Raw genomic sequence first — 20,511 nt, forward strand, 5'->3', positions numbered from 1 at the left:
TTAATAGTTGAACTCAGACAACGAGCGACGTTGTATTGGCAATTCTGTTGTGCTTTAAACTGTCGGAACGTGATTAATGGGTTCTTTGTAGTGCAGGATTAGCTGCTCAGTTTATGCAAAACCTCATCCGACAGGCGGTCAGATTCTGTTCGTTAGCGGGGACAACGATGTGTTCAAGGCGGCTGGCAGTTTCCGAACTTTCAAATGCCTGCGACCAGGATACGATCGTGCCCGTCGCCGATGCAGCCAAGGCAATGGTCAAGCGATACTTTGGCTCTGAGACATGCTGTACAACGACCTTTCTGGGCGATTCTATTTCTGCAAATACATTTTCGTTTGCATAGTTTGCGCCATTGGGTTCGTTGCACGTAAAAGCCTTGCGGGGTTTCAAAATATCCCGGTGGGCAATCAGATCCCATCAGTAGGCAATCATCTAGTTCAAGACAGGCGTGCATGATTTTATCCTGCCATTCTGGTGAGACAGTTTCTGCGGAGGGTGCCTCTTTGTGCGCCATCATCATGGTGATCTTGCCGCCAAGACATTGCTCGTAGAACTTAAATGCTGCCTCACAGTTGCCGTTGAACATGAGATAAGAATTGATTTTCATAATGGATTGCTTTTTGTTGGGTAGCTATTGTAGCGGCGAGTTTACATTGATCGCTTGAGGTATTCAATTGGTCTGTTAAACCCGCTCTTACAGGCAGGTTTAGGGATTGAGGGTGAAGACTGCTTGAGAAGTCTCCGGATTAAAGGGCACCGAAATATGTTCATATAGAATCTGCCAATTGCCCTGCTGCTTCTGACACACAGCGGTAGCCCGCATCCACATCTGCATTCTGCACTGAAGCGATTCGACTAGGGCAACTGGTGCGGCAATTGATGGCACCCCAACCTCCGTCTGAAGTCACAGCACTGGTGGCATTGATGTTACTTCATGATTCGAGGCGAGATGCCCGTTTAGATGAAGCGGGCGATCTAATTCTGCTGGAAGACCAGGATCGGAGCCGTTGGAACCATCCACAAATCGCTGAGGCATTGCCACTCGTCGAAGAATCATTGCGTGGCGGAACAGGTGTTTATGCCCTACAAGCGGCGATCTCTGCCCTCCACTGTCAGGCAGCCCGCGCCGAAGAAACAGACTGGGCACAGATTGTGCGACTCTATGAAGTTTTGGAACGCTTACAGCCTTCACCCATTGTGACTTTGAATCGAGCGGTGGCGATCGCAATGGCAGACGGTCCTCAAGCAGCATTTGGACTGATTGATCGACTTGCCCCAGAACTTGATAGCTATCATCTAGTTCATGCCACCCGTGCAGATTTATTCCGGCGTATCGGAGCATTGGAGGAAGCAACCCAAAGCTACAAGCGGGCACTAGAATTGGTGACAAATGACAGTGAGCGGTGTTTCCTGGAGCGTCGATCGCGCGAAGTTAGCTCTAACGTACCGGATTTTAACTGATTTAGCATTGCTCAGGCGCAGTGCAGCAGCAGTAGCGGCAGGATTATCTCCACTGGATATTGGAATGATATTGCAGGTTCAGTGCGTCAACCTGCTCACTTTTGTGGAATTTATAGCTTGAAGCCAACTGATCGGCGTATTTCCACCGCAGGCATAATTCCAGAAGTTCCCGGAATGCCCTACTGCTTTCGACAAATGATGACCGTGGGATACTTTGCGCGATCGCTTCACTGCTCAACTCGATACGGCTTTAGAACCCTGGGATGTTTGGCTCACTCCCGTTGCAGTGACTCCTGCATTTACTCATCGTCCTGCCTGGAATGCGGTTGAAGTGGATGGTCGATCCTATCCTCATGCCGTTGCCAACGGCGCTTACACAATGCCATTCAATCTGAGTGGACATCCTGCGATCGTGATTCCAATTGGACAAACAAAGGATGGATTGCCGATCGGGATGCAGATTGTCGGTAAGCGGTGGAAAGAAATGGAGTTATTGGCGCGCTGCTTCGCAGATACCGCAAGGGTCGCCCAACAAATTGACACTGTGATTGGTGGTTTTCAATCGCCACCAGGCTACTGAGCAACAAATTGCTTGCCACAATCCTTACAGAGATAGCATTGCTTGCCCCGACGATAGCCATTTTTCGATAACTGGTCAGATTGACAATGGAGGCACATCATTACTTTCATTACATTGCCCAACCGTTGATTACCGACATGCGGCTCTAAATATGACACCATTAAATTCTCAATCTGCTGCGTTAAGCGTTGGCAATGCTCTGGATCTGGATTGCGGAGTGCTGCCAGGATGATGGCATTACTACTGTGTACACAGACTTCTGCCAGTAAATCGTGCAGTTCCCCTGGTAGAGCAGGATTGCGGTGTTTGAGAATACTTGCCATGAAGGCGATCGCATCCTGGGTCATGCTTTCATCGATCGATTGAAAAATCTGAGGTGCTAAGTAAAACTGCACAAATACAACCCGTGATACAGGCTGCTCAAACAGTTCTGCAACCGACTCGACTAGAACATAAATCATCTGACGCAGGGGGAGTTGCACCAGGGCTGGAATATCGACTTGCGACCAGAACTCTTTCACTCGTTCTGAGTGGCGGATCTCCATTGCCTTAAAAATCGCAGCTTTGTCGGGAAAAAACTGATAGAGAGAACCGATCGCGGTTCCTGCTTTGGCAGCAATCATGTGAGTCGTAGCGGCTTCATAGCCCACCTCATCAAACACAGTAGCTGCCGCATCGAGAATTTTCTCAACTCGTTCCTTGCCTCGTTGCTGTTTGGGCTGACGACGCAAATTAATCGATGCTTGGGGGCTTGACGAATGTGAAACTTCTGTCATATTTTGAAAACACGACGGATTTCTCACAATTTTATCGTTAATGGAGAACACCATGCGCTCAATGCTTCCTGGTGCCCCCTGGTTGTTGGCACACAAGTCGATGCTGAAGGTTAACCAGCCCCGAAAGATTTCTCTGTATGGGGTTGACTATGTGATGTGGAAGGATTCGACGGAAACCGTTCAAGCATTACCAAATGCTTGTCCTCACATGGGAGCGATGCTCTCAGAAGGATGGTGTGAAACTCAGAAGGATGGTACAAGTGCCGTCGTTTGTCCATTTCATGCGTTGCCTTTTGATGCCACGGGTTGCACGGTTCTCCCAGGTTCTGGCAAAAAAACATTGTCTCTATTGAACCCCCTGGAACTCATCATCCAAGGTGATTTCATCTGGTCTTATGGGGGTTATGAACCCAAGGTTGCCATTCCTGCTGTAATGAATGAGATTGCAGAAAAATACGAGTTTGTGGGGCATACGGGCGATCGCAGCGTCGAAACCGATTTGCTCACCATGCTAATGAATATGCATGACTACAATCATCAAAACGGCACCCATCGGGATTTATTTCGCATTACAGAAGTTCAATTTCATCAGTTCATTGATAATGGACATCGCTCCCATGCATTCTATGAGATGCCCACAGCGCCTTATACTTGGGGTGAAAAACTGAGGAAACCCGATTTATTTCTACTTCCCACGTTGATTAAGGCACATCTAGAAAATCACTTTCCGTCGCTTGTCATCTTTCATGGCGAGATGCCGCTGGGGAAAGCAGCACAATGCCACCTTTTTGTACCGGAAGCTGAAAACCGTACTCGGACTTACATCTTGCTTTTTGGTCAGGCAACGCATCCCGCCTTTAGGGTGTTTGGTAAGACGTATCTCAAGTTTGGAAAAGTGGTTGTGGATCAGGATGCCGATATTCTAGGCAAGATTTATCCAGACACTCCGCAGAAGATTAAACTCAACAACGAAGTGGGTATGGATTGGGTACGGCGCAACTTTGAGAGTTTTCCTGATGTTGTAGCGCCCAATCTCTCCAGATAAACGCTTAATTGTTTCACTGAACATGCTTCAAATGATTCTCTCCCCAATTGCACAGTACTTGCAGGACAGGTTTGAGCGTCAGCCCATACTCTGTAAATGAATACTCTACTTTAGGCGGCACTCCTGAATGGACGTTGCGGTTGACAATGCCATCTTTTTCTAACTCTCGCAATTGTTGAATGAGCATCTTTTGTGTTATTTCTGGCATCAACCGTTTGAGTCCACTGAATCGCTTTTTCTCATCTTTGAGATGCCACAGTATCAGAATCTTCCATTTCCCACCTAATACTTTTAAGGTGGTTTGTACAAACACAGTGCCTTGAGTGGATTCATTGGTCATCTACGTTACTTTCCCATATCTTGAGGGAGCTTACAAAAAAGTAAGTACTTCCGAAAAAGTTAGTAGGAGTATACCCTGGTCATGGTTACTGGTCATTGGTGATCGCTCTTGGTTGCTTGAAGCGACAAATTGCTAATGACAAATGACAACTCCCATAAGGACAAAACACAATGCAGGTTCAAGGTACGATCGCATTAGTGACAGGTGCCAATGGTGGCATTGGGCAATACTATATTCAAGGCTTACAAGCGGCTGGGGCCACTCGCATTTATGCAGGGGCACGTCATCCAGAGAGCTTGAAGAACATAGCGGCAACCGATCCCGATCGCATCATTCCCATTCCCCTCGATATCACGGATGAAGCTTTGGTCAAGGCAGCGGTTGAGGCTTACTCAGATGTAAATCTCCTCATCAATAATGCTGGTGTGGGATTCAATCAACGATTGGTTGCAGAAATCAATTTTGACAAGGTGCGATCAGAGATTGAGGTCAATTACCTCGGTATGTTGCGGATGTGTCTGGCGTTCGCTCCAGTCCTTAAAGCTAATGGGGGTGGTGCGATCGTCAATATGCTCACCATTCTGGCAAAGGTCAATTTTCCGCTGAATGCGTCCTACTGCGCGTCTAAGGCGGCGGCTCTACTGGCAACACAGGGAATTCGGGCTGAGCTTGCCTCACAAAAAACGCTGGTGGTTGGGGTGATGCCTGGAACAGTAGACACCGGGATGAGTAAGGATTTTCCACCACCCAAGGTTGCACCGGAAGAGGTTGTGCGGGCAGCACTTCAGGCGGTTATTGATGGGGTTGAGGATGTCTATCCTGGCGAGCAAGCGCAGGAGATGCAAGCGCAGTTACTTCAAGACCCCAAAGCAGTTGAAAAGTGGATGTCAGGAATTTTAGCAAGTTAATCTCTATGCCCCTCAAAACAAGCTCCCTCCCCGTTAAAGCAACGCTGCTTTTGAGTAGCAGTCTCACAGTCATGGCAGGAGCAACAATCGCCCCTTCTCTGCCTGCAATGCGCGATTACTTTGCAGCGACACCCAATGCCGACTTTTGGGTACGCCTCGTGCTGACGATTCCCGCACTGTTTATTGCAATCGCTGCGCCCTTTGTAGGTACGATGATCGATCGCTTCGGACGCAAACCACTGTTGGCGTTTGCCGTATTGTTATACGGTATTGCAGGCACGTCTGGTGCGGTATTAAACGATATTAGTCTGATCCTGGTCGGGCGAGTGCTACTGGGTTTGAGTGTGGCAGGCATCATGACCACAGCAACCGCCCTGATCGCCGATTATTATACCGGAGCAGCCCGCGCCCAGTTTCTCGGCTTTCAAGCAGGATTCATGGGCTTAGGGGGCGTGTTATTCCTGTCTCTGGGTGGCTTCCTAGCAGATGTGAATTGGCGAATGCCGTTTCTAATCTATCTCCTGGCATTGCTGATCTTGCCGCTCGTGGTGTTGGTCTTACCTGAACCCGACCGCACCGAAACTGCGGAGAATTCAGGAACAGCGCTGACTGAGGCTTTCCCCTGGCGAATTGCAGGCTTGACCTATCTAGCCGCCTTTCTATCGCAGATTGTGTTTTATTTGATTCCGGTACAGTTGCCGTTTTATCTGAAGCAACTGGTGAGTGCAACTGCATCGCAAAGTGGATTAGCGATCGCCCTCGCTACGTTATTCAGTGCAACCAGCGCAATCGCTTACAAACAAATCAAGGCGCGATTGTCGTTTATGGGCATTTACGCGATCGCCTTTCTAGCAATGGCAGTTGGCTATCTCGTCATCAGCTTTTCGCCTACTTACATTATGGTTTTAGTGGGATTAGCCATTGCTGGAGCGGGGCTGGGTTTGCTGATGCCCAATATGAATGTTTGCTTAACCTCAGTGACTCCTGGAAGCCTCAGAGGACGAGTGTTGGGTGGATTAACGACAGCATTTTTTCTTGGTCAGTTTGTTTCGCCCATTCTCAGCCAACCTTTGAGTAGCGTTGTTGGTTTAGATGTGACCTATGGATTGGCAGGTGGCTTGATGGCTGCAATGGGAGCGATCGCACTGGGATTGGGCTGGCGTTGGCAGTAAGAAATGTATCTCAAAGTGTAGAAGATACAACACACCCCTCACAACGTTGCAACGTTGCGACTGGATTGTACGATTCGTGCCACCAGTTCCGCACGCGATGAAATCTCTAGTTTGCGAAACATCCGCTTCAACGCCTGTTTTACAGTATGTTCAGTAATCCATAGGGACGCACCAATCTGAGCATTGGTAAGCCCTTGAGCAACTAATTCAGCAATTTGCATCTCTCGTGGAGTCAGGCGATTCTCCACAGAAGAGGGTGCATCACTGCGAGCGAGTTCGGAAATAACAGGTTTTGAACGCAATTCTGCAAGCCGTGTCGAGAGATGGAGACACAGCGCACTCAAATCTGCCAAATCGTCCGCATCAAAGGCGGGAACATCGCGATGGCGGGTAAAAGCAATTCCGCCGACTAACTGCCCCTGATTGACAATCGGACCTGCCATGACATGACCATGATCGGCGCGAGGACAAATCGATTGCCATACTCCACGAGGCAAAATCATTTCCTCATGAACCGCCGCATGGCGTTGAACTAGATAACGCAACACAGGGTTGTAGTCGAGTGATAATGCCAGTTTCAGCATTAATGGCGAATTTTCATCGACAGTCGGAAGCTGGTCTAAAAAACTTAGCCCCCAACGTGTAGCGGCAAAGTATTCACCCAGTTTTGCCATCATCGCTCCCCTTAGCTCAGCTTCATCTTGGGTTTGCGCGATCGCTTGAAACAAAGGCTGCAAAGGAGCTTCTATCATGTCTATCCAGCTTGTCAGGGAGCCAATCTTGTCAGGGAGCCAATACAGCAAAGTGTACTCGATCGAGGTCTAGTCCACAGTTGATTGCCAGTTTAATTTAATTTCAAGGTTGTTACAAACCGCTTGATTCATTCTCAATGAGCAAACAAATCTATGGCTTCTTCTACACCTTCACTCGATGCGATCGCCAATCAAACACTAGAAAACCCCCAGCCTTCCTTAAAACCAGCGATTATAGGCTTTTATGCACTTGCTGTTCTGTTTAACCTCTGCCTGGTTGCTCAGGTGTTAACCGTTGGATTGGCTTATTTTGATAACCCCGATTGGTGGAATACCCATGTCTGGCTTGTGCGAAGTTATGGCGTGCTGTCTCTGGTTCTTCTAACTTGGGTGTATTGGATTCCCGTGTCCAAAAGAATCCGAATGCTAACTCTCAGCCTACCGATTTTATTAGGATTGCAATTTCTAACGATTCACACGCAACTCTCTCTACCAGTTTCTCTAGCCATTTTTCATCCTTTACTGGGATTCTCCCTGTTTTCTGCTTCAACCACTCTGGTTCATCGGGTAGGGCACATTGTCTTTCCTAAAAAAGATAACAACACAACTATTTAGGAGAGATTTATGACCTCTGAAACTGATTTACAGGTTGTTGTAGACACGCAATGGTTGGACGAGCGCCTCGATGATCTAAGTGTGCGAATTGTCGAAGTTGAGATGAGTCCAGACCATTACAAAGAAGCTCACATTCCAGGTGCCGTTTTCTGGAATATCATGGCTGATCTGCTGCTGCCAGACTTACGCCAAAATCTTGATGCCAATCATATTGAACGGTTGCTCTCGCGATCGGGCATCACCAACGAAACGACTGTTGTTGCCTATGGCAGCTATCCCGGAACCGGAGCCTGGATATTTTGGTTACTAAAGCTATTTGGACATTCCGATGTGCGAGTGCTGAATGGTGGACATCAAAAGTGGATGGCAGAAGATCGTCCCGTAAGCTCAAAGTTCTCAACTTTTGCACCTGTGGAATACCGAGCAAAACCTTTGGACATGAATTTGCGGATCTTGGCGGATGAGGTAAAAACCGCGATCGATCGCCCTGACCAAGTGCTTTTAGATGTTCGCACGTTGCAGGAGTACCGGGGTGAATACTTCTTGATGAAACCACCCGAAGGAACAGAACGAGCCGGACATATTCCCGGAGCGATTCACCTGGAACATACCCTCACCCTCAATGAAGATGGAACCTTCAAATCCATGAGTGAGTTGCAGGAACTCTTGACTAGCAGAGGGATTACATCGGATAAAGAAATTTTTCCCTACTGTGCAATTGGTGGGCGATCGGCTTACACCTGGTTTGTTTTGAGGCATTTGCTTGGCTATCCCGATGTTCGCAACTATGACGGCTCATGGAATGAGTGGAGTCGTTTACCAGATGCGTTAATCGAGAAATGACTTTATGTTTGTTTTACAGATGTCGTTAACCTGAAAATGTTCTGAGATGAGTTCCACAAGCCTTCTATCCAGGGAGCTAAACGCATGAACGTTAAAGCTAGTGCTGAGTCCGTTCTGAAGCTGATTTTGATTGCCAGTCTTGTTTCTACTGCAATTCACTTCACTGATAATTACCGATTTATTGAAGATTATCCTCAACCTGCCTGGATTATGGCCCCATCCATTTATCAGTCCTGGATTATTCTAACTATCATTGGCGTGATTGGTTATTGGTTCTACAGATTGAGAAAGTTTTGGTTTGCCTATCTCTGTCTTGGCATTTATTCTCTGACAGGTCTAGCCAGTCCAGGACACTACCTTTACGGTTCCTGGTCTCAGTTCTCGTTCAAAATGCACCTGTTTATCTGGACTGATGCAATTACAAGTTCGGCAGTATTGGGATTTGTCGTCTGGTCACTATTCTTTCTGAGGGAATGGAAACTGACTGAGCAGTCGACGATCGCATAGGGTGGAAGCAGCCACTAAACTCATTCTTGCAGGATATCCCTCAATTTTGCGACCATTTCTGTGCGGGCAGAAACGTCTAGCTTCCGAAACATCCGCTTCAAAGCCTGTTTCACAGAATTATGAGTAATCCACAGTTCTGCCCCAATCTCAGCATTGGTTAGCCCTTTGGCAACCAGCTTGGCGATTTGAATTTCGCGTGGCGTAAGACGTTGAGACAGTAAGTTTGGAGGGGGTGAGGATGGTTTTCGTAGCCCAGCAAGGCAAGCAGAGAGATGGGTACAAACGGCTCCCAGACTTGCCAACTCGTGAGGATTAAAGGCTGGTGTCTGTCCCACACGAGCAAAGTGAACCGTACCAATTAGCTGACCCATCATCCACCACAATTACTTCGGTACGAGGATAAGTTTGGCTCAAGGCACTGTCGATCGCATCTCCTAAAAAGCGACCGTAATTGTAGTTATTGGCGGAGTTTAAACCGCTTGCCCTTGAGACCACAGCGAACCTGGGTATAGAAAATTGGTTCGGGGCTGTCTAATTTTATGGCAATGACAATTGGCACAAACGCGATCGCAAGAACCAATAAACCAATCACGCTGCCGATGATGTCAAGGCAACGCTTTAGCCCAGAGCGGGCAGATGGATGAAGGGTTTCGAGCGCGATCGCAGATTCAGGAACCTGCAATGGATTGGGCGAAAAACACCAGCCTAGGGATGATAAACAACATCACCGGACGCAGCAGAAAGCCAGAGAAAAAGATATCTCACGTATGCCGCATCAGTTTCATGCTCGCTGTGCGTTTGGGCGGCTCTGGCTCTGTGGCTGGGGTGCGCCAGTGCAAATGGGTAGAAATCTCTTTAACGGATATTCGCAGCAGCATAGCCTTATGAATCATCTCTGGATTGACATTTCTCGGTTTGCCCACTGATTCTGAAAATAAGTGATTTAGATCTGAAAGGTATCTAGGTTTATAAAGATGCGCCTTGGTTCGTTAAATTTTACAACTGACGCTTGTAGAAAAGAACAGAGCGAGGTTGGTATAAAAATTGGCGCAAAAATGTCAGCTTGGGGCAAAAGAGGCGCGATCGCTCTTATTTCAAAGGTCGCTCTACAGGGGGATGGAGTATGATTACAGCCAGTAAAATTTTAGCTTTTCTATTGATTTGGTCGGCGGTTCTGCCAGTACCATGACTCTTGGCTAAGGGTAGAGAAAGTTGTATCAGCCGCCCAAGGCTTGGAAAAATAGGAAAAACGATCAATCGTCTTTCACCAAATTTCCTATCCATTGGTTTTGCGTTTTGATATTATCTTTGAAGCCTCAATGTTTAGCCAGAGATTTCAATTATTCAGGCGAGTTGACTAACTCGGCTAGTGGTTTTGACCCAAAGCAGTTAAATCGTAGTTTTAAGTTTTATATCGAAATTGCAGTGTTCAGGTCGTAATTTATCTCGTAAAATTATTAAGATTCTCTGGAAATATTATTTTTGAGAAGGCACAAAACCAAGGCGTCTGGCGATTTAGCGTAGAGAGTGACCGTGGATTTGCCTAATTCATTTTTTCAGAGTAAATAAATATCCCGAATTCTACAGTGTGGATTTCACACGAGATCTAGTTCAATCTGTGCAACACACGGTGAACTCAATCTTATGAAAACGCAACTGACAACTCAGGACTTGTCATTACTCGAAGGGCTTCGAGTCAAACGATTACGCCAACGCTTCACTAAAAGTCTGGGACTTTGCGCCTTACATCTTGAAGGGAGCGACACTCTGATTGTTCACTGTCCAGAACCCTGGATTGTCGATCGCTTGTTGAATGATCTGGATCGCTTGCTCAAGGCGATTTGGATTGTTGCAGGCATCAAATATGTCTCCATCTGCTACGCCGAAGAAGAAATCTATCGGGCAAAGACTCGCTCCATTCGCCAACGCTATCTTTCTCAGTCTGGGAAAGGATGCTAGAGCCTAACGTTTTAGCCAACGGTAGAGCGGTTTAGGATGGAAATACCCTCTTTGAAACGCGACGCCATGACCTCGACAAGCCTTTCTTCGATTCCGGTTGCCCTAACGATCGCAGGGTCTGATAGCGGCGGCGGCGCGGGAATTCAGGCAGATTTACGAACCTTTGCTTTTCACCTCGTCCATGGAACCAGTGCGATCACATGCGTTACGGCTCAAAACACCCTGGGTGTAACCCGTGTTGATGCCTTACCTGCTGAGTCTGTTGTGGCGCAAATTCAGGCAGTAACAGGCGATATTGGTGTGCAAGCGGCAAAAACAGGAATGCTGCTTAATCGAGACATTATTTTGGCGGTGGCTGAGCAAGCCTCCTGTTTTCCAAATTTGGTGGTTGATCCGGTTATGGTGTCTCGCACTGGTGTTCAGTTGATCGATGATGCTGCGATCGCAGCCCTAAAAGCTAAATTGCTTCCCCTAGCAACAATTTTGACGCCCAACCGCTACGAAGCTCAAATATTGTCAGGGTTGGATATTTCCACGTTAGAGGAGATGCAACGTGCAGCCCAGCGCATTCATCAGTTTGGCAGCAAAGCTGTTTTGGTCAAGGGCGGCGGCATGGCTGGAGCCTTACGTGGCGTGGATGTGTGGTTTGATGGCGCTCACGAGCATACGCTGACGGGGCAAACCGTGGATACCTCTAATACCCACGGAACAGGGTGCACCTTATCGGCTGCGATCGCAGCCAACCTTGCGATCGGCAAAGATTTACTAACCGCAACGCAACACGCGAAAGAGTATGTGACAACGGCTCTAGGCTATTCTCTCAACCTTGGCAACGGTCAAGGTCCCGTTGGGCATTTCTTTCCCCTATTGCAGCGCCAAGGCTAAGTCGCTTCTTGTGATGCTACGGTAAACGGTCTCGATCACGCAACCATCATCAAACAAATGAAGGAATCTGGAAAGCTTTTGAGGACTTTGTAGAAAGCAGCGTGAATTAAAGACTAGATGAAGATAACGCTGAGTGAATAGGCAGGGTCTCCGTAGGATTGCTAGGATCTCGCACGTAGGCAAAACCTCTGAGCAACCTCTGATGAGGCTCGCATCGTCAAGCGTTCGGACGATCGGTTGTTAGGAGCAAAGCACGACTCATCAGCTAAACCTGTGTCTAGAGGCGCAGATTGCAGGCAGACCTTTAATCTCACCTCTCTGTAGAAGCTGAATGATATAATTCTCTCCAACTATACCGATTCAGACTGTCCCACTAACCTTAGCGAGAAAGAGGAGACTGCTCTTGTCCCGTCGATATTTCTTTACTTCCGAATCTGTTACTGAAGGTCATCCTGATAAAATTTGTGATCAGATTTCTGACACCATTTTAGATGCCCTCCTCGCTCAAGATCCTGCCAGTCGCGTAGCGGCTGAAGTTGTTGTCAACACTGGTTTAGTGCTGATTACGGGCGAAATCACCTCGAAAGCTCAAGTAAACTATATTGAGCTAGCCCGTCAGAAGATTGCAGAAATTGGCTACACTGGCGCGGAAAATGGATTTTCAGCCAATAGTTGTGCGGTTTTAGTAGCGCTGGATGCCCAGTCGCCTGACATTGCCCAAGGGGTAGATGCCGCCCAAGAAAGCCGCGAACATCTCAGCAATGAGGCAATGGATGCGATCGGGGCAGGCGACCAGGGCATCATGTTTGGCTTTGCCTGCGATGAAACGCCCGAATTTATGCCGCTGCCGATTTGCCTTGCACACCGCATTTCTCGCAAGCTGGCAGCCGTTCGCAAGACAGGTCAACTGTTGTACTTACGTCCTGATGGCAAAACCCAAGTTACGATCGCCTACGAAGACGATCGCCCCGTGGGCATTGATACGATTCTAGTTTCGACGCAGCACACCGCCGAGATCGACGGTATCTCCGACGAAGCCGCCGTCCGAGACCGAATTCAAGCAGACCTATGGGAACTGGTGGTTCTGCCATGCTTTGCGGATATCGAGATTCAGCCTGATGCCAATACACGCTTTTTGGTAAACCCAACGGGCAAGTTTGTGATCGGTGGACCTCAAGGCGATTCTGGCTTAACGGGGCGGAAAATCATCGTTGATACCTATGGTGGTTATTCTCGCCATGGCGGCGGCGCGTTTTCTGGCAAAGATCCCACTAAGGTCGATCGCAGTGCGGCGTATGCAGCGCGTCATGTGGCAAAAAACATCGTGGCGGCTGGGTTGGCAAGCAAGTGCGAAGTGCAATTGAGCTATGCGATCGGGGTGGCACGCCCAGTGAGCATCATGATCGAAACCTTTGGCACAGGCAAGATCAGCGATGAGCAGTTGCTAGAACTCGTTAACGCGCATTTTGAGTTGCGCCCGGCGGGCATCATTCAGACCTTTGGCTTACGAAACGTGCCCGGTGAGCGAGGCGGACGTTTTTATCAGGATGTCGCTGCCTATGGTCACTTTGGACGCCCAGATCTGGAACTCCCTTGGGAACTGACGGATAAAGCAGACGAATTGAAGCAGGCGGCTCTGTCGGCTTCGGCAGTGGGCTAGATTTGGTAACCTGAGACGGGAAGATCTGCGATCGTTTCGTGTCGGGTTTGTAGGTCTAATCGGGCAGAAATTCCTTGTGAGGCTATCCTCATGAGGAATTTCTGTTTATGTCTCATGGTTCTAAGAGCGCTTTGCTGCCCACGTCAGCGTTTCATCACTACCCAATTGACAGCACTATTGACTTCCCGCAAACTAGAGTGACGTTCAAAAGTGATGTTCAAACTATCGTGACGTTTCAATCAAAGCTCAGAACTCGCTCGACGACGTTTTGATGTTTAAGGCGAGAATTCATGCACTACCACAGCTTTGCAGATCTTTTAGCAAATAACCGTGCTTGGGTCGCTGAAAAGCTGGCACAAACGCCGCGCTATTTTGAAGAGCTTTCTACGGCTCAAACGCCGCCCTATCTCTACATTGGCTGTTCTGATAGCCGGCTGCCGTTGACCAAGTTTACGCAAACCGAGCCAGGAGAAATGTTTGTTCACCGCAACATTGCAAACCAGGTCTCGCTGACGGACATTAATTTCTTAGCGATTTTGGAGTATGCGATCGTACATCTCAAGGTTAAACACATCATCATCTGCGGTCATTATTGTTGTGGCGGCATCCAAGCAGCGCTCGAAGGCACAGCCACAGGGCTGGTAGACAATTGGGTGAGTCCGATTCGGGAACTGTATTTACAGAAACAAGATGAATTTGAGGCGCTGCCCACGCGAGAAGCCCAACTCAACCGATTGGCTGAGTTGAATGTGGCTGCTCAGGTCAAAAACCTTTACCAAATGCCGATCATGCGGAAGGCACTACGGAATGGTAATGCGCCCAGTGTGCATGGGTGGGTGCTTGATATTCACTCTGGGTTGATCCAAGATTTGCAGATTTCAACGTCAGAATGGCAGTTGTATCCTAGTTGCCTGCTGGGGTCGAAGGAACTTGGCATGGGCTGTAATGGCTGTTCCGGCGGTGATCATGGCACGGAGGCTATTGGGCTACCGCTCGTCAGGTTTAACGGCATCTAGATATTCTAGAAGGGTGGATGGTAGATCAATTAAAATGTTTCAAGTAATTACCCGCGATGGCTCTCAAAGGTTCGATCGATGGACAGATGCTCTCGATGCTGCAAAATTGCTGATTCCCCAGTGCAAGTGGTTTCAGGAAATTCGCATCTTGGAAGAGGGACAGATGGTTTGGGTGTATTCGCGATCGCACAAATACCCTCAGTTTATTGGGGCAGGAACCTACGATCGCTTAGCCCGCCAATTTGTGTTAGAGACGCTCGAAGAAGGTACGGTAGAAGCGTCTGATTCTGAAGAACCCTTTGCCTAGGAGAATTAATAGGTTATAAACCATAATGAGAGCCGTCCACACCCAGATCAAACTCACCAACGCAGGTGATTCTCGAAAACCTGGATCTACGGGATGCTGCTGGAGCTTGGACAAGGGTAGCGGAGGGAAGGCATTTCAGCTTTTCCATCTCATAACAAATAAATCAGGATACTAACGCATTTATCCACTCTCTTCATTGAGAGGATTGAGGAGTTGGGGAAGTTGTTCAAGAATGAGCCCATCGGCAATAGGTCCGCGAGTAACGCCACCCCAAATAAAGTAATCAACGAAAAACATATGACCATTTTTGAAGGCTGGCAGTTGTTTCAATAATGGGTTTTTGACCCACTGCTGTTTGACTTTTTCCTGTGGGTTTTTCAGATTGTTATTTGACCATGCCATTACAAAGATCAGATCGGTCTCAACTTGAGGAAGTACTTCTATAGAAATTTGCATATTGTTTCCAGGAACAAGAGACGAATTTTGAGGCGATACAATTTTAAACCCCACCTCCTGTAATAGTCTGGTTACTGTATAGTCTTCTTCCAAATAGATCGTGCTAGCTAGATTGTCGGTGCTGATACATAAAACTCGTGGGTGAGCGGCAACTACTGAAGCCAATTGGTCACGCACAGTTGAAATTTGGTCAGGATAGCGGGTTAACAACTCTTTAGCCTTATCTTCGCGCCCTAAAGCTTTGGCTATTCCCTCAATGTCATAACGCCAGTCCTTTTGGTCATCAGGTCCGAAATAGCTGAATAGAAGTGTCGGGGAAATTTGAGACAGTAAATCATACTTCTCTTTTGCGAGCCAAGCTTCACTCAGAATCAGATCAGGCTTTATTTTTGCCAATAGTTCTAGCGATGGATTTTTGCGATCTCCCACGTTAATAGGTTGAGAGGTTACATAGTTTCCTAAGTAGGGAATTTGCTTCTTTGGTTGGTCGAACTTCTTCAAATTTAGTAAACCGTCTGTAGCATAGGCGAATGGTTGAACACCCAAAGACAATATGCTGTCAAGAATATGGGGGCTAAGAACCGCAACTCGTTGGGGTTGACCACAGACCTTCGTTTCACCCATTTCATGCTTCACCAGGCGGCAATCAGAGGTTGAATCCCTAAGCTCGATTGAAGTAGGCGCTTCAATAGGGAGATTCTGACAAGCAATGATTAACAGAGCGACAAGCAGCAACAGCAGCAAAAAGTGAACAAATTGATAGGATTTTCGAATCACTAACATGATCGAAGCTATGCTAAATAATGTCATGAGTTCAAAACTCTAAAATCTCACTGAAACTGTGCCCAACACTGTAAAAGGTGCACCAGGCTCGACTCCTCGTCTTCCTCTCGTACCTTCAATAAATTCGGAATCGAAGAGATTTTTAAAGTTGAGTGCAGCTCGAAAGCTTTCCTTTTCATAGTAAATTGCAGCATCAACACGAGTATAGGCATCAACAAAGAAAGAATTATCTAAATCCCCTGCACGCTTGTCAACATAGAAAACCCCTAAACCAAATCCCAAACCCGCCAAACTACCTTTTTGTAGAGTATAGGTCGTCCACAAATTGAACTTATGCTCTGGTACATTGACAAGGCGGTTGCCCACAGGAATTACATTATCTTTGGATATTGCGGCATCGGTATAGGCGTAACCCGCGAAAATCTTCCATCCAGGCAGGATATCTCCAGCTATATCTAGTTCAATGCCTCGGCTATTTTGTTCTCCTGTTTGAATTTCAAAATCGGGATTAGCAGGATCTTCCGTAGTTACATTAGTTAAAGTTGTGTTGTAGAAAGCCAAAGTTGAAAATAGACGGTCTTTGATAATTTCAGTCTTAACCCCAATCTCGAAAGCCTTTCCCCGTTGGGGTTCAAATAGCTCTCCATTAATATCTGTACCAAATGTCGGAGTAAATGAACGGGTATAGCTAGCATACAGAGAAACAGGTTCAATCGGTTGATAGACTATGCCAACACGAGGAGAAAAAGCATTTGCTTTCGCTTCAAAATCACCCTCAACAGCATCCTCAAATTTGTCATTAATGGTATCGAACCTTCCACCAATTACAAATTTGAGATTGTCTAAGATAGTGATCTGATCTTGTAAATAGATACCAAAACTATTAACTCGAATATTACCGAGAAATAGTAGTTCAAAGGGTGCATCAGTTGAAGGGTTGAAAGCTGAAGCGTTAAAAATATCAATCATTCCTGATGGTCTTCTTTCTCCTCTAAAGCTATTGAAAGCCGTGAAATACTCCAAGCCGAATAAGACAGTATGCTCAAGCGAACCAGTATTGAACTTAGCAACTAAATCATTCTGAATAGTGAAAGTTTCAGACAATCGATCCCCCCTAAACTCCGCTACAGGAAAATTGCGATCGTCCTCTGAGTTACCAACAATTTGTGAAGTCGCACCTCCTCCAATTTCTATTGCAGTTGTATAGCGTAGAAGAGATCGCAAAGATAAGTTATGGTTAAAACGATGGTCGAGATAGAGTTCGGTGCGAGTTTCTTCAAAATCTGCACGGATATCTGGATCTCCCAAAAAAGTACTAATAGGAATATCGGCAACTTTATTGTTGCTCAAAATCACCAAACCGCGATCTATTGGTCGAGTGTCGTTTAAATAGGAAAATTCAAAAGTTAATTTGGTATTATCACTGGTCTGCCAGGATAGGGTAGGTGCAACAAAAAATCTTTCTGACTTTACGCCATCGCGGAAGCTACCCGCGTTTTCATAAGCAGCGTTTAAGCGATATGCCAGATTTCCGTTTTCCGTTAAAGATCCTGAGAAATCTAAAGTCGGACGGTAAAAATCAAAACTACCAGCGGTAAAAGCAATCTCATAAAACGGTTCGCGCAATGGTTTCTTAGTCGCAAAGTTAATAATTCCCGCAGGATCGGCACGTCCGAATAAAACCGAAGCTGGACCTTTCAGTACTTCCACGCGATCGATATTAGCTAACTCCGTTTCAGTACGAGTTGAGAGAAAATCATCGCGAAAGCCATTACGAAAGATGCCATTTTCAGCGTCAAACCCTCGAATAACAAATTGTTCGCTACGATTTCCACCTGAGAACGAAAGGTTTACACCACTGGTATTTCGTACAACTTCTCTGACGCTAGTTGCACCTTGGTCTTCGATAACCTTTTGGGGTACCACTTGAATAGAAGTTGGAGTATCTCGAAGCGGGACGTCAGTTTTGAGGGTGCTACTAGCATCGGGTACGAAATACTCAGAGTTAGCCCGCTCCCCCGTTACCACAATTTCCTCATCCGGTTCATCCGAATCTGGGTTGAGACTGTAGGCAACCTCACCCGTTTTCAGCGTCACCTCTGTTTTAGGCAGAGCATTATTCCCCGTTACACTAACGCGAATGCTGCTCCCATCTTGCTGCACCACCCGCACATTCGCCACATTAGTTGTAGGATTATCTGCCACAAATTCCTGTCCTTGGGGTAATGCCAGCACCGCATTGGGAATGTCTGCAATCAGAGAGTTTCCTTCACTGCGAAACTTCGTAGCATCAACTTGTAAAGGTTCGCCCTCTGCGGTTTCCAGAGTAATGTCCAGTCCGGTGGCTGTGCGCTCCAATTTCACATTCGTCACCTGCACAGTTGCCGCTTCGACCTGTGCCATCCACTCTTTAACGGTCGTAGCAGGTTGAGATCGATTTCGGAGGCGAGTAGTAGGGTGATGCGGTAATGAGATGAAGTTCCTTGACTTCTTCACTTCCTCACGCTTTAACTCCTTAATTCCCTCACTTCCTAACTCCTTGCTCTCTGCCTGCCCCGCCTGACCAATCGAAACCAGAACCGAACTCACCATCAAGGTAATTAGCTGCCGTTTCCACATCATTTCTCACACCACTACAATCAGCAAAACCAGCAGGATACCTGCTGATAGGAAAGTTTCTCAAGTGGTTTAGAGAATACAATGGTTGAGCGAGGCTTTTCTCTTGCGGACGGACTCTTTTCTCTTCTAAACGGAGATTTTGCTAGACGAATAGCTGCCGCCCCTTTCGATGCGTCAGTTGATACGCTTTGGGGCTGATGCCAAATTTACGTTTGAACGCATCTGCGAACGAGGTTGTGCTGGCATACCCGATCTCCGCTGCCACACCACTAATGGTCATCTCCTGGTTCTGGAGCAACTGCCGCGATCGCTCCATCCGGTAATCCCGAAAATAACCAAATACAGTGGTGCCAAAGATTTGACGAAATCCCTGTTTGAGTTTGCAATCGTTGAGTTTGACCTGCCGTGCCAGTTCTAGTAACGAAGGCGGTTGATCGAGATGGCAAATCAAAATGTCCCGTGCCTGGTGAATTCGGTCAATGTCATCCGGCTTCAAAAACGGCTGTGCGGTTGCAGTGTTTAATTCTGCAAACTGCGTAAACTGAAGCACAATTAGATCCTGTGCTCTGCTCTCCAGATACATCCGTTTCATCAAATCCTGGTAGGGACAGTGCAAAATCTGTTGCAGGACAGCCTGAATCGCCGGAGTGTTAACGCCCTGTCGGTAGTGGGGCTTAATCGTTCCCGTTTCTATAATCTGTCTGAGTTTTGGCGGCAGTTGAGCTAACTCCGCTCCTCCCAAATTGCCAAATAAGCGATCGGTTTCAAACATCACTTTGACTCGAACATACCGCTGTCCCCCAAACCACTCCTCTGTTTCCTTTAGCCCTGAAGTAGAGGCAAAATAATTTCCTCCAGCATTTTCACTCACCTCGTTGGTCAAACCATGCAAAACTGTGTTGATATTACCTGCAACAAAGAAGCTCAGCATTTGCGTCGATTTGACAGGTGACTCTATATCCTTCCACTTAACATTTTCCTGCAATTCATAGTCACGTAATTTTAGATCTAATCCATCCCGAAGAGTGCATCCAATGGTGTAGCCTGTGCCAAGTTGTTTGGGATAGTGATAGGACTCTTCCCAGCCATTTGACCAGTGAGTCGTTTCATAACTCTCCTGCCACAGTTCTTCCTCGTCTTCTGGAGTCAAAATGATGCTCATCGGATTCAGAGTAATGATCTCAAGGTTCAGTCATATTGTATAGTAGACTATTGAGAAATAGTATCATTTTGGGTTGGTTGATTGTGTTTGTGGAGAGCGATCGTCCACTCCTTTTACGGCTAAATTTTGGTGAGCGCGAGTTGCGGTTTACGCAACTCCACAGGAATCGCTGAGTGGATATGGGCAATCATTCAACGACATTTTATAATCAAGACTGTTGCCCTACCCTGCAAAATGATGCGATCGCCTGCAACCATGAGTTCTTTACAGGAGTTTCTGAGCCAGCCAAACATTGAGGCGTCCCCGGCTTGGGAATTTATGAACGGGCAGGCGCAGCAAAAACCCATGCCAACCTTGTTCCACTCGCGTCTTCAGCGCAACTTGGTCAACGCGATCAATGCACCAAGCAACTCCGTATGAAGCCATCTAGGAGCTTCGCTGTATTGTTCCTCCCCTCTCTCCTGTGCCAGATATTACATCGTGAAGCGCGATCGTCTGCCTGTAGAAGATGAACCGTTCCCCGGTGCTCCAGATTGGTTGATTGAAATTCGTTCTCCCGATCAAAGCACCCTAGAGCTACAAAACAAAATTCTGCACTGTTTGGCGAATGGAACTGAATACGCTTAGCTGATTGATATTCAAAGGCAGCCAATTTGGGTCTGGC

At 47.1% G+C, this 20,511-nt stretch carries 28 protein-coding genes; 15 read left to right on the plus strand and 13 right to left on the minus strand.

Annotated features, from left to right (window positions below):
* Nucleotides 1-200: 200 nt before the first annotated feature.
* Complete coding sequence (locus GS601_RS23285) at nt 201-608, minus strand: VOC family protein (protein WP_238393313.1); 408 nt, start codon at nt 606-608, stop codon at nt 201-203.
* A gap of 99 nt (nt 609-707) precedes the next feature.
* The gene (locus GS601_RS16370) at nt 708-887 is read right to left on the minus strand and encodes a nuclear transport factor 2 family protein (protein ID WP_202925141.1); all 180 of its coding nucleotides are present in this window, start codon (nt 885-887) and stop codon (nt 708-710) included.
* On the opposite strand from GS601_RS16370, the gene GS601_RS16375 reads away from it, so the two are divergent.
* The 3 genes from GS601_RS16375 (at nt 881) to GS601_RS16380 (ending at nt 2,042) form a co-directional block, all read left to right on the plus strand.
* Entirely contained in the window at nt 881-1,462 is a 582-nt protein-coding gene (locus tag GS601_RS16375) for an RNA polymerase sigma factor (RefSeq protein WP_238393314.1), read from the plus strand. The two genes, GS601_RS16370 and GS601_RS16375, sit on opposite strands and share 7 nt — an antisense overlap.
* 81 nt (nt 1,463-1,543) lie before the next feature.
* Nucleotides 1,544-1,792: an amidase family protein gene (locus tag GS601_RS23790; protein ID WP_338017060.1), complete on the plus strand. Its 249-nt coding sequence runs from the start codon at nt 1,544-1,546 to the stop codon at nt 1,790-1,792.
* The gene (locus GS601_RS16380) at nt 1,677-2,042 is read left to right on the plus strand and encodes an amidase family protein (RefSeq protein WP_202925142.1); all 366 of its coding nucleotides are present in this window, start codon (nt 1,677-1,679) and stop codon (nt 2,040-2,042) included. The genes GS601_RS23790 and GS601_RS16380 overlap by 116 nt, the downstream gene beginning before the upstream one ends.
* On the opposite strand, the gene GS601_RS16385 is transcribed toward GS601_RS16380, so the two are convergent.
* Nucleotides 2,036-2,818 (minus strand): TetR/AcrR family transcriptional regulator, encoded by a 783-nt coding sequence (locus GS601_RS16385; RefSeq protein WP_162424362.1) that lies wholly within the window; start codon nt 2,816-2,818, stop codon nt 2,036-2,038. The genes GS601_RS16380 and GS601_RS16385 overlap by 7 nt on opposite strands.
* 52 nt (nt 2,819-2,870) lie before the next feature.
* Between GS601_RS16385 and GS601_RS16390 the strand changes: the two genes are divergently transcribed.
* Nucleotides 2,871-3,863 (plus strand): Rieske 2Fe-2S domain-containing protein, encoded by a 993-nt coding sequence (locus GS601_RS16390; protein ID WP_162424363.1) that lies wholly within the window; start codon nt 2,871-2,873, stop codon nt 3,861-3,863.
* Nucleotides 3,864-3,876: 13 nt separating this feature from the next.
* Here GS601_RS16390 and GS601_RS16395 read toward each other — a convergent pair whose 3' ends face one another.
* Nucleotides 3,877-4,203 carry a winged helix-turn-helix transcriptional regulator gene (locus GS601_RS16395; RefSeq protein WP_162424364.1) on the minus strand — a complete coding sequence of 109 codons (327 nt, stop codon included), beginning with the start codon at nt 4,201-4,203 and terminating at the stop codon, nt 3,877-3,879.
* Between the two features lie 170 nt (nt 4,204-4,373).
* On the opposite strand from GS601_RS16395, the gene GS601_RS16400 reads away from it, so the two are divergent.
* Nucleotides 4,374-5,111, plus strand: coding sequence for an SDR family oxidoreductase (locus GS601_RS16400; RefSeq protein ID WP_162424365.1), 738 nt, complete (start codon nt 4,374-4,376; stop codon nt 5,109-5,111).
* Between the two features lie 5 nt (nt 5,112-5,116).
* Nucleotides 5,117-6,283 (plus strand): MFS transporter, encoded by a 1,167-nt coding sequence (locus GS601_RS16405; protein ID WP_162424366.1) that lies wholly within the window; start codon nt 5,117-5,119, stop codon nt 6,281-6,283.
* Between the two features lie 38 nt (nt 6,284-6,321).
* Here GS601_RS16405 and GS601_RS16410 read toward each other — a convergent pair whose 3' ends face one another.
* A complete protein-coding gene (locus tag GS601_RS16410; protein ID WP_202925143.1) occupies nt 6,322-7,035 on the minus strand; it encodes a helix-turn-helix transcriptional regulator in 714 nt (237 codons plus the stop codon).
* Nucleotides 7,036-7,188: 153 nt separating this feature from the next.
* Between GS601_RS16410 and GS601_RS16415 the strand changes: the two genes are divergently transcribed.
* The 3 genes from GS601_RS16415 to GS601_RS16425 all read left to right on the plus strand — a co-directional run bounded on the left by GS601_RS16415 (nt 7,189) and on the right by GS601_RS16425 (nt 9,000).
* Entirely contained in the window at nt 7,189-7,650 is a 462-nt protein-coding gene (locus GS601_RS16415) for a DUF6220 domain-containing protein (protein WP_238393316.1), read from the plus strand.
* 9 nt (nt 7,651-7,659) lie between these two features.
* Entirely contained in the window at nt 7,660-8,493 is an 834-nt protein-coding gene (locus GS601_RS16420; RefSeq protein ID WP_162424367.1) for a sulfurtransferase, read from the plus strand.
* Between the two features lie 84 nt (nt 8,494-8,577).
* Nucleotides 8,578-9,000 carry a hypothetical protein gene (locus GS601_RS16425; protein WP_162424368.1) on the plus strand — a complete coding sequence of 141 codons (423 nt, stop codon included), beginning with the start codon at nt 8,578-8,580 and terminating at the stop codon, nt 8,998-9,000.
* Nucleotides 9,001-9,020: 20 nt separating this feature from the next.
* Here the strand turns inward: GS601_RS16425 and GS601_RS16430 are convergent, their stop codons facing one another.
* From GS601_RS16430 to GS601_RS16445, 4 genes are all read right to left on the minus strand, one after another.
* A complete protein-coding gene (locus tag GS601_RS16430) occupies nt 9,021-9,374 on the minus strand; it encodes a helix-turn-helix domain-containing protein (RefSeq protein ID WP_238393317.1) in 354 nt (117 codons plus the stop codon).
* Entirely contained in the window at nt 9,313-9,495 is a 183-nt protein-coding gene (locus GS601_RS23970) for a glycosyltransferase (protein WP_420800311.1), read from the minus strand. Before GS601_RS23970 ends, GS601_RS16430 begins: the two co-directional genes overlap by 62 nt.
* Nucleotides 9,458-9,682, minus strand: a complete 225-nt coding sequence (locus GS601_RS16440) for a sugar transferase (RefSeq protein WP_162424369.1) — start codon at nt 9,680-9,682, stop codon at nt 9,458-9,460. Before GS601_RS16440 ends, GS601_RS23970 begins: the two co-directional genes overlap by 38 nt.
* Before the next feature lie 79 nt (nt 9,683-9,761).
* Nucleotides 9,762-9,923, minus strand: a complete 162-nt coding sequence (locus tag GS601_RS16445; RefSeq protein WP_162424370.1) for a hypothetical protein — start codon at nt 9,921-9,923, stop codon at nt 9,762-9,764.
* A 721-nt stretch (nt 9,924-10,644) separates the two neighbouring features.
* Here GS601_RS16445 and GS601_RS16450 point away from each other — a divergent pair.
* The 5 genes from GS601_RS16450 to GS601_RS16470 all read left to right on the plus strand — a co-directional run bounded on the left by GS601_RS16450 (nt 10,645) and on the right by GS601_RS16470 (nt 14,827).
* On the plus strand, nt 10,645-10,959 hold the full coding sequence (locus GS601_RS16450; protein ID WP_162424371.1) for a hypothetical protein: 315 nt from the start codon (nt 10,645-10,647) through the stop codon (nt 10,957-10,959).
* A 66-nt stretch (nt 10,960-11,025) separates the two neighbouring features.
* A complete protein-coding gene (thiD, locus tag GS601_RS16455; protein WP_162424372.1) occupies nt 11,026-11,844 on the plus strand; it encodes a bifunctional hydroxymethylpyrimidine kinase/phosphomethylpyrimidine kinase in 819 nt (272 codons plus the stop codon).
* 403 nt (nt 11,845-12,247) lie between these two features.
* On the plus strand, nt 12,248-13,504 hold the full coding sequence (metK, locus tag GS601_RS16460) for a methionine adenosyltransferase (protein WP_162424373.1): 1,257 nt from the start codon (nt 12,248-12,250) through the stop codon (nt 13,502-13,504).
* A 290-nt stretch (nt 13,505-13,794) separates the two neighbouring features.
* Nucleotides 13,795-14,520, plus strand: a complete 726-nt coding sequence (locus GS601_RS16465; protein WP_162424374.1) for a carbonic anhydrase — start codon at nt 13,795-13,797, stop codon at nt 14,518-14,520.
* A 34-nt stretch (nt 14,521-14,554) separates the two neighbouring features.
* On the plus strand, nt 14,555-14,827 hold the full coding sequence (locus GS601_RS16470) for a hypothetical protein (RefSeq protein WP_162424375.1): 273 nt from the start codon (nt 14,555-14,557) through the stop codon (nt 14,825-14,827).
* Nucleotides 14,828-15,007: 180 nt separating this feature from the next.
* On the opposite strand, the gene GS601_RS16475 is transcribed toward GS601_RS16470, so the two are convergent.
* From GS601_RS16475 to GS601_RS23300, 4 genes are all read right to left on the minus strand, one after another.
* Nucleotides 15,008-16,093, minus strand: a complete 1,086-nt coding sequence (locus tag GS601_RS16475; protein WP_202925144.1) for an ABC transporter substrate-binding protein — start codon at nt 16,091-16,093, stop codon at nt 15,008-15,010.
* 12 nt (nt 16,094-16,105) lie between these two features.
* Nucleotides 16,106-18,688: a TonB-dependent siderophore receptor gene (locus GS601_RS16480; protein WP_202925145.1), complete on the minus strand. Its 2,583-nt coding sequence runs from the start codon at nt 18,686-18,688 to the stop codon at nt 16,106-16,108.
* 139 nt (nt 18,689-18,827) lie between these two features.
* A complete protein-coding gene (locus GS601_RS16485; RefSeq protein WP_162424376.1) occupies nt 18,828-19,847 on the minus strand; it encodes a helix-turn-helix transcriptional regulator in 1,020 nt (339 codons plus the stop codon).
* A gap of 264 nt (nt 19,848-20,111) precedes the next feature.
* Complete coding sequence (locus GS601_RS23300; protein ID WP_238393318.1) at nt 20,112-20,273, minus strand: hypothetical protein; 162 nt, start codon at nt 20,271-20,273, stop codon at nt 20,112-20,114.
* A 54-nt stretch (nt 20,274-20,327) separates the two neighbouring features.
* Here GS601_RS23300 and GS601_RS23305 point away from each other — a divergent pair, with 54 nt between their 5' ends.
* Nucleotides 20,328-20,474, plus strand: coding sequence for a Uma2 family endonuclease (locus GS601_RS23305; protein ID WP_338017061.1), 147 nt, complete (start codon nt 20,328-20,330; stop codon nt 20,472-20,474).
* Nucleotides 20,475-20,511 lie beyond the last annotated feature (37 nt).

The organism is Myxacorys almedinensis A, from assembly GCF_010091945.1.
GTDB classification, from domain to species: domain Bacteria; phylum Cyanobacteriota; class Cyanobacteriia; order Leptolyngbyales; family Leptolyngbyaceae; genus Myxacorys; species Myxacorys almedinensis.

Bases quoted from the DNA above. Each gene is read 5' to 3' on its own strand.
- GS601_RS16395 (WP_162424364.1), bottom strand. From the start codon at position 4,203: ATGACCAATGAATCCACTCAAGGCACTGTGTTTGTACAAACCACCTTA.
- GS601_RS16475 (WP_202925144.1), bottom strand. From the start codon at position 16,093: ATGACATTATTTAGCATAGCTTCGATCATGTTAGTGATTCGAAAATCC.
- GS601_RS16480 (WP_202925145.1), bottom strand. From the start codon at position 18,688: ATGATGTGGAAACGGCAGCTAATTACCTTGATGGTGAGTTCGGTTCTG.
- GS601_RS16430 (WP_238393317.1), bottom strand. From the start codon at position 9,374: ATGATGGGTCAGCTAATTGGTACGGTTCACTTTGCTCGTGTGGGACAG.
- GS601_RS16385 (WP_162424362.1), bottom strand. From the start codon at position 2,818: ATGACAGAAGTTTCACATTCGTCAAGCCCCCAAGCATCGATTAATTTG.
- GS601_RS16470 (WP_162424375.1), top strand. From the start codon at position 14,555: ATGTTTCAAGTAATTACCCGCGATGGCTCTCAAAGGTTCGATCGATGG.
- GS601_RS16485 (WP_162424376.1), bottom strand. From the start codon at position 19,847: ATGAGCATCATTTTGACTCCAGAAGACGAGGAAGAACTGTGGCAGGAG.
- thiD (WP_162424372.1), top strand. From the start codon at position 11,026: ATGACCTCGACAAGCCTTTCTTCGATTCCGGTTGCCCTAACGATCGCA.
- GS601_RS23300 (WP_238393318.1), bottom strand. From the start codon at position 20,273: ATGGCTTCATACGGAGTTGCTTGGTGCATTGATCGCGTTGACCAAGTT.
- GS601_RS16425 (WP_162424368.1), top strand. From the start codon at position 8,578: ATGAACGTTAAAGCTAGTGCTGAGTCCGTTCTGAAGCTGATTTTGATT.
- GS601_RS16390 (WP_162424363.1), top strand. From the start codon at position 2,871: ATGCGCTCAATGCTTCCTGGTGCCCCCTGGTTGTTGGCACACAAGTCG.
- GS601_RS16375 (WP_238393314.1), top strand. From the start codon at position 881: ATGGCACCCCAACCTCCGTCTGAAGTCACAGCACTGGTGGCATTGATG.
- GS601_RS16450 (WP_162424371.1), top strand. From the start codon at position 10,645: ATGAAAACGCAACTGACAACTCAGGACTTGTCATTACTCGAAGGGCTT.
- GS601_RS16400 (WP_162424365.1), top strand. From the start codon at position 4,374: ATGCAGGTTCAAGGTACGATCGCATTAGTGACAGGTGCCAATGGTGGC.
- GS601_RS16415 (WP_238393316.1), top strand. From the start codon at position 7,189: ATGGCTTCTTCTACACCTTCACTCGATGCGATCGCCAATCAAACACTA.
- GS601_RS16420 (WP_162424367.1), top strand. From the start codon at position 7,660: ATGACCTCTGAAACTGATTTACAGGTTGTTGTAGACACGCAATGGTTG.
- GS601_RS16410 (WP_202925143.1), bottom strand. From the start codon at position 7,035: ATGATAGAAGCTCCTTTGCAGCCTTTGTTTCAAGCGATCGCGCAAACC.
- GS601_RS23285 (WP_238393313.1), bottom strand. From the start codon at position 608: ATGAAAATCAATTCTTATCTCATGTTCAACGGCAACTGTGAGGCAGCA.
- GS601_RS16465 (WP_162424374.1), top strand. From the start codon at position 13,795: ATGCACTACCACAGCTTTGCAGATCTTTTAGCAAATAACCGTGCTTGG.
- GS601_RS16405 (WP_162424366.1), top strand. From the start codon at position 5,117: ATGCCCCTCAAAACAAGCTCCCTCCCCGTTAAAGCAACGCTGCTTTTG.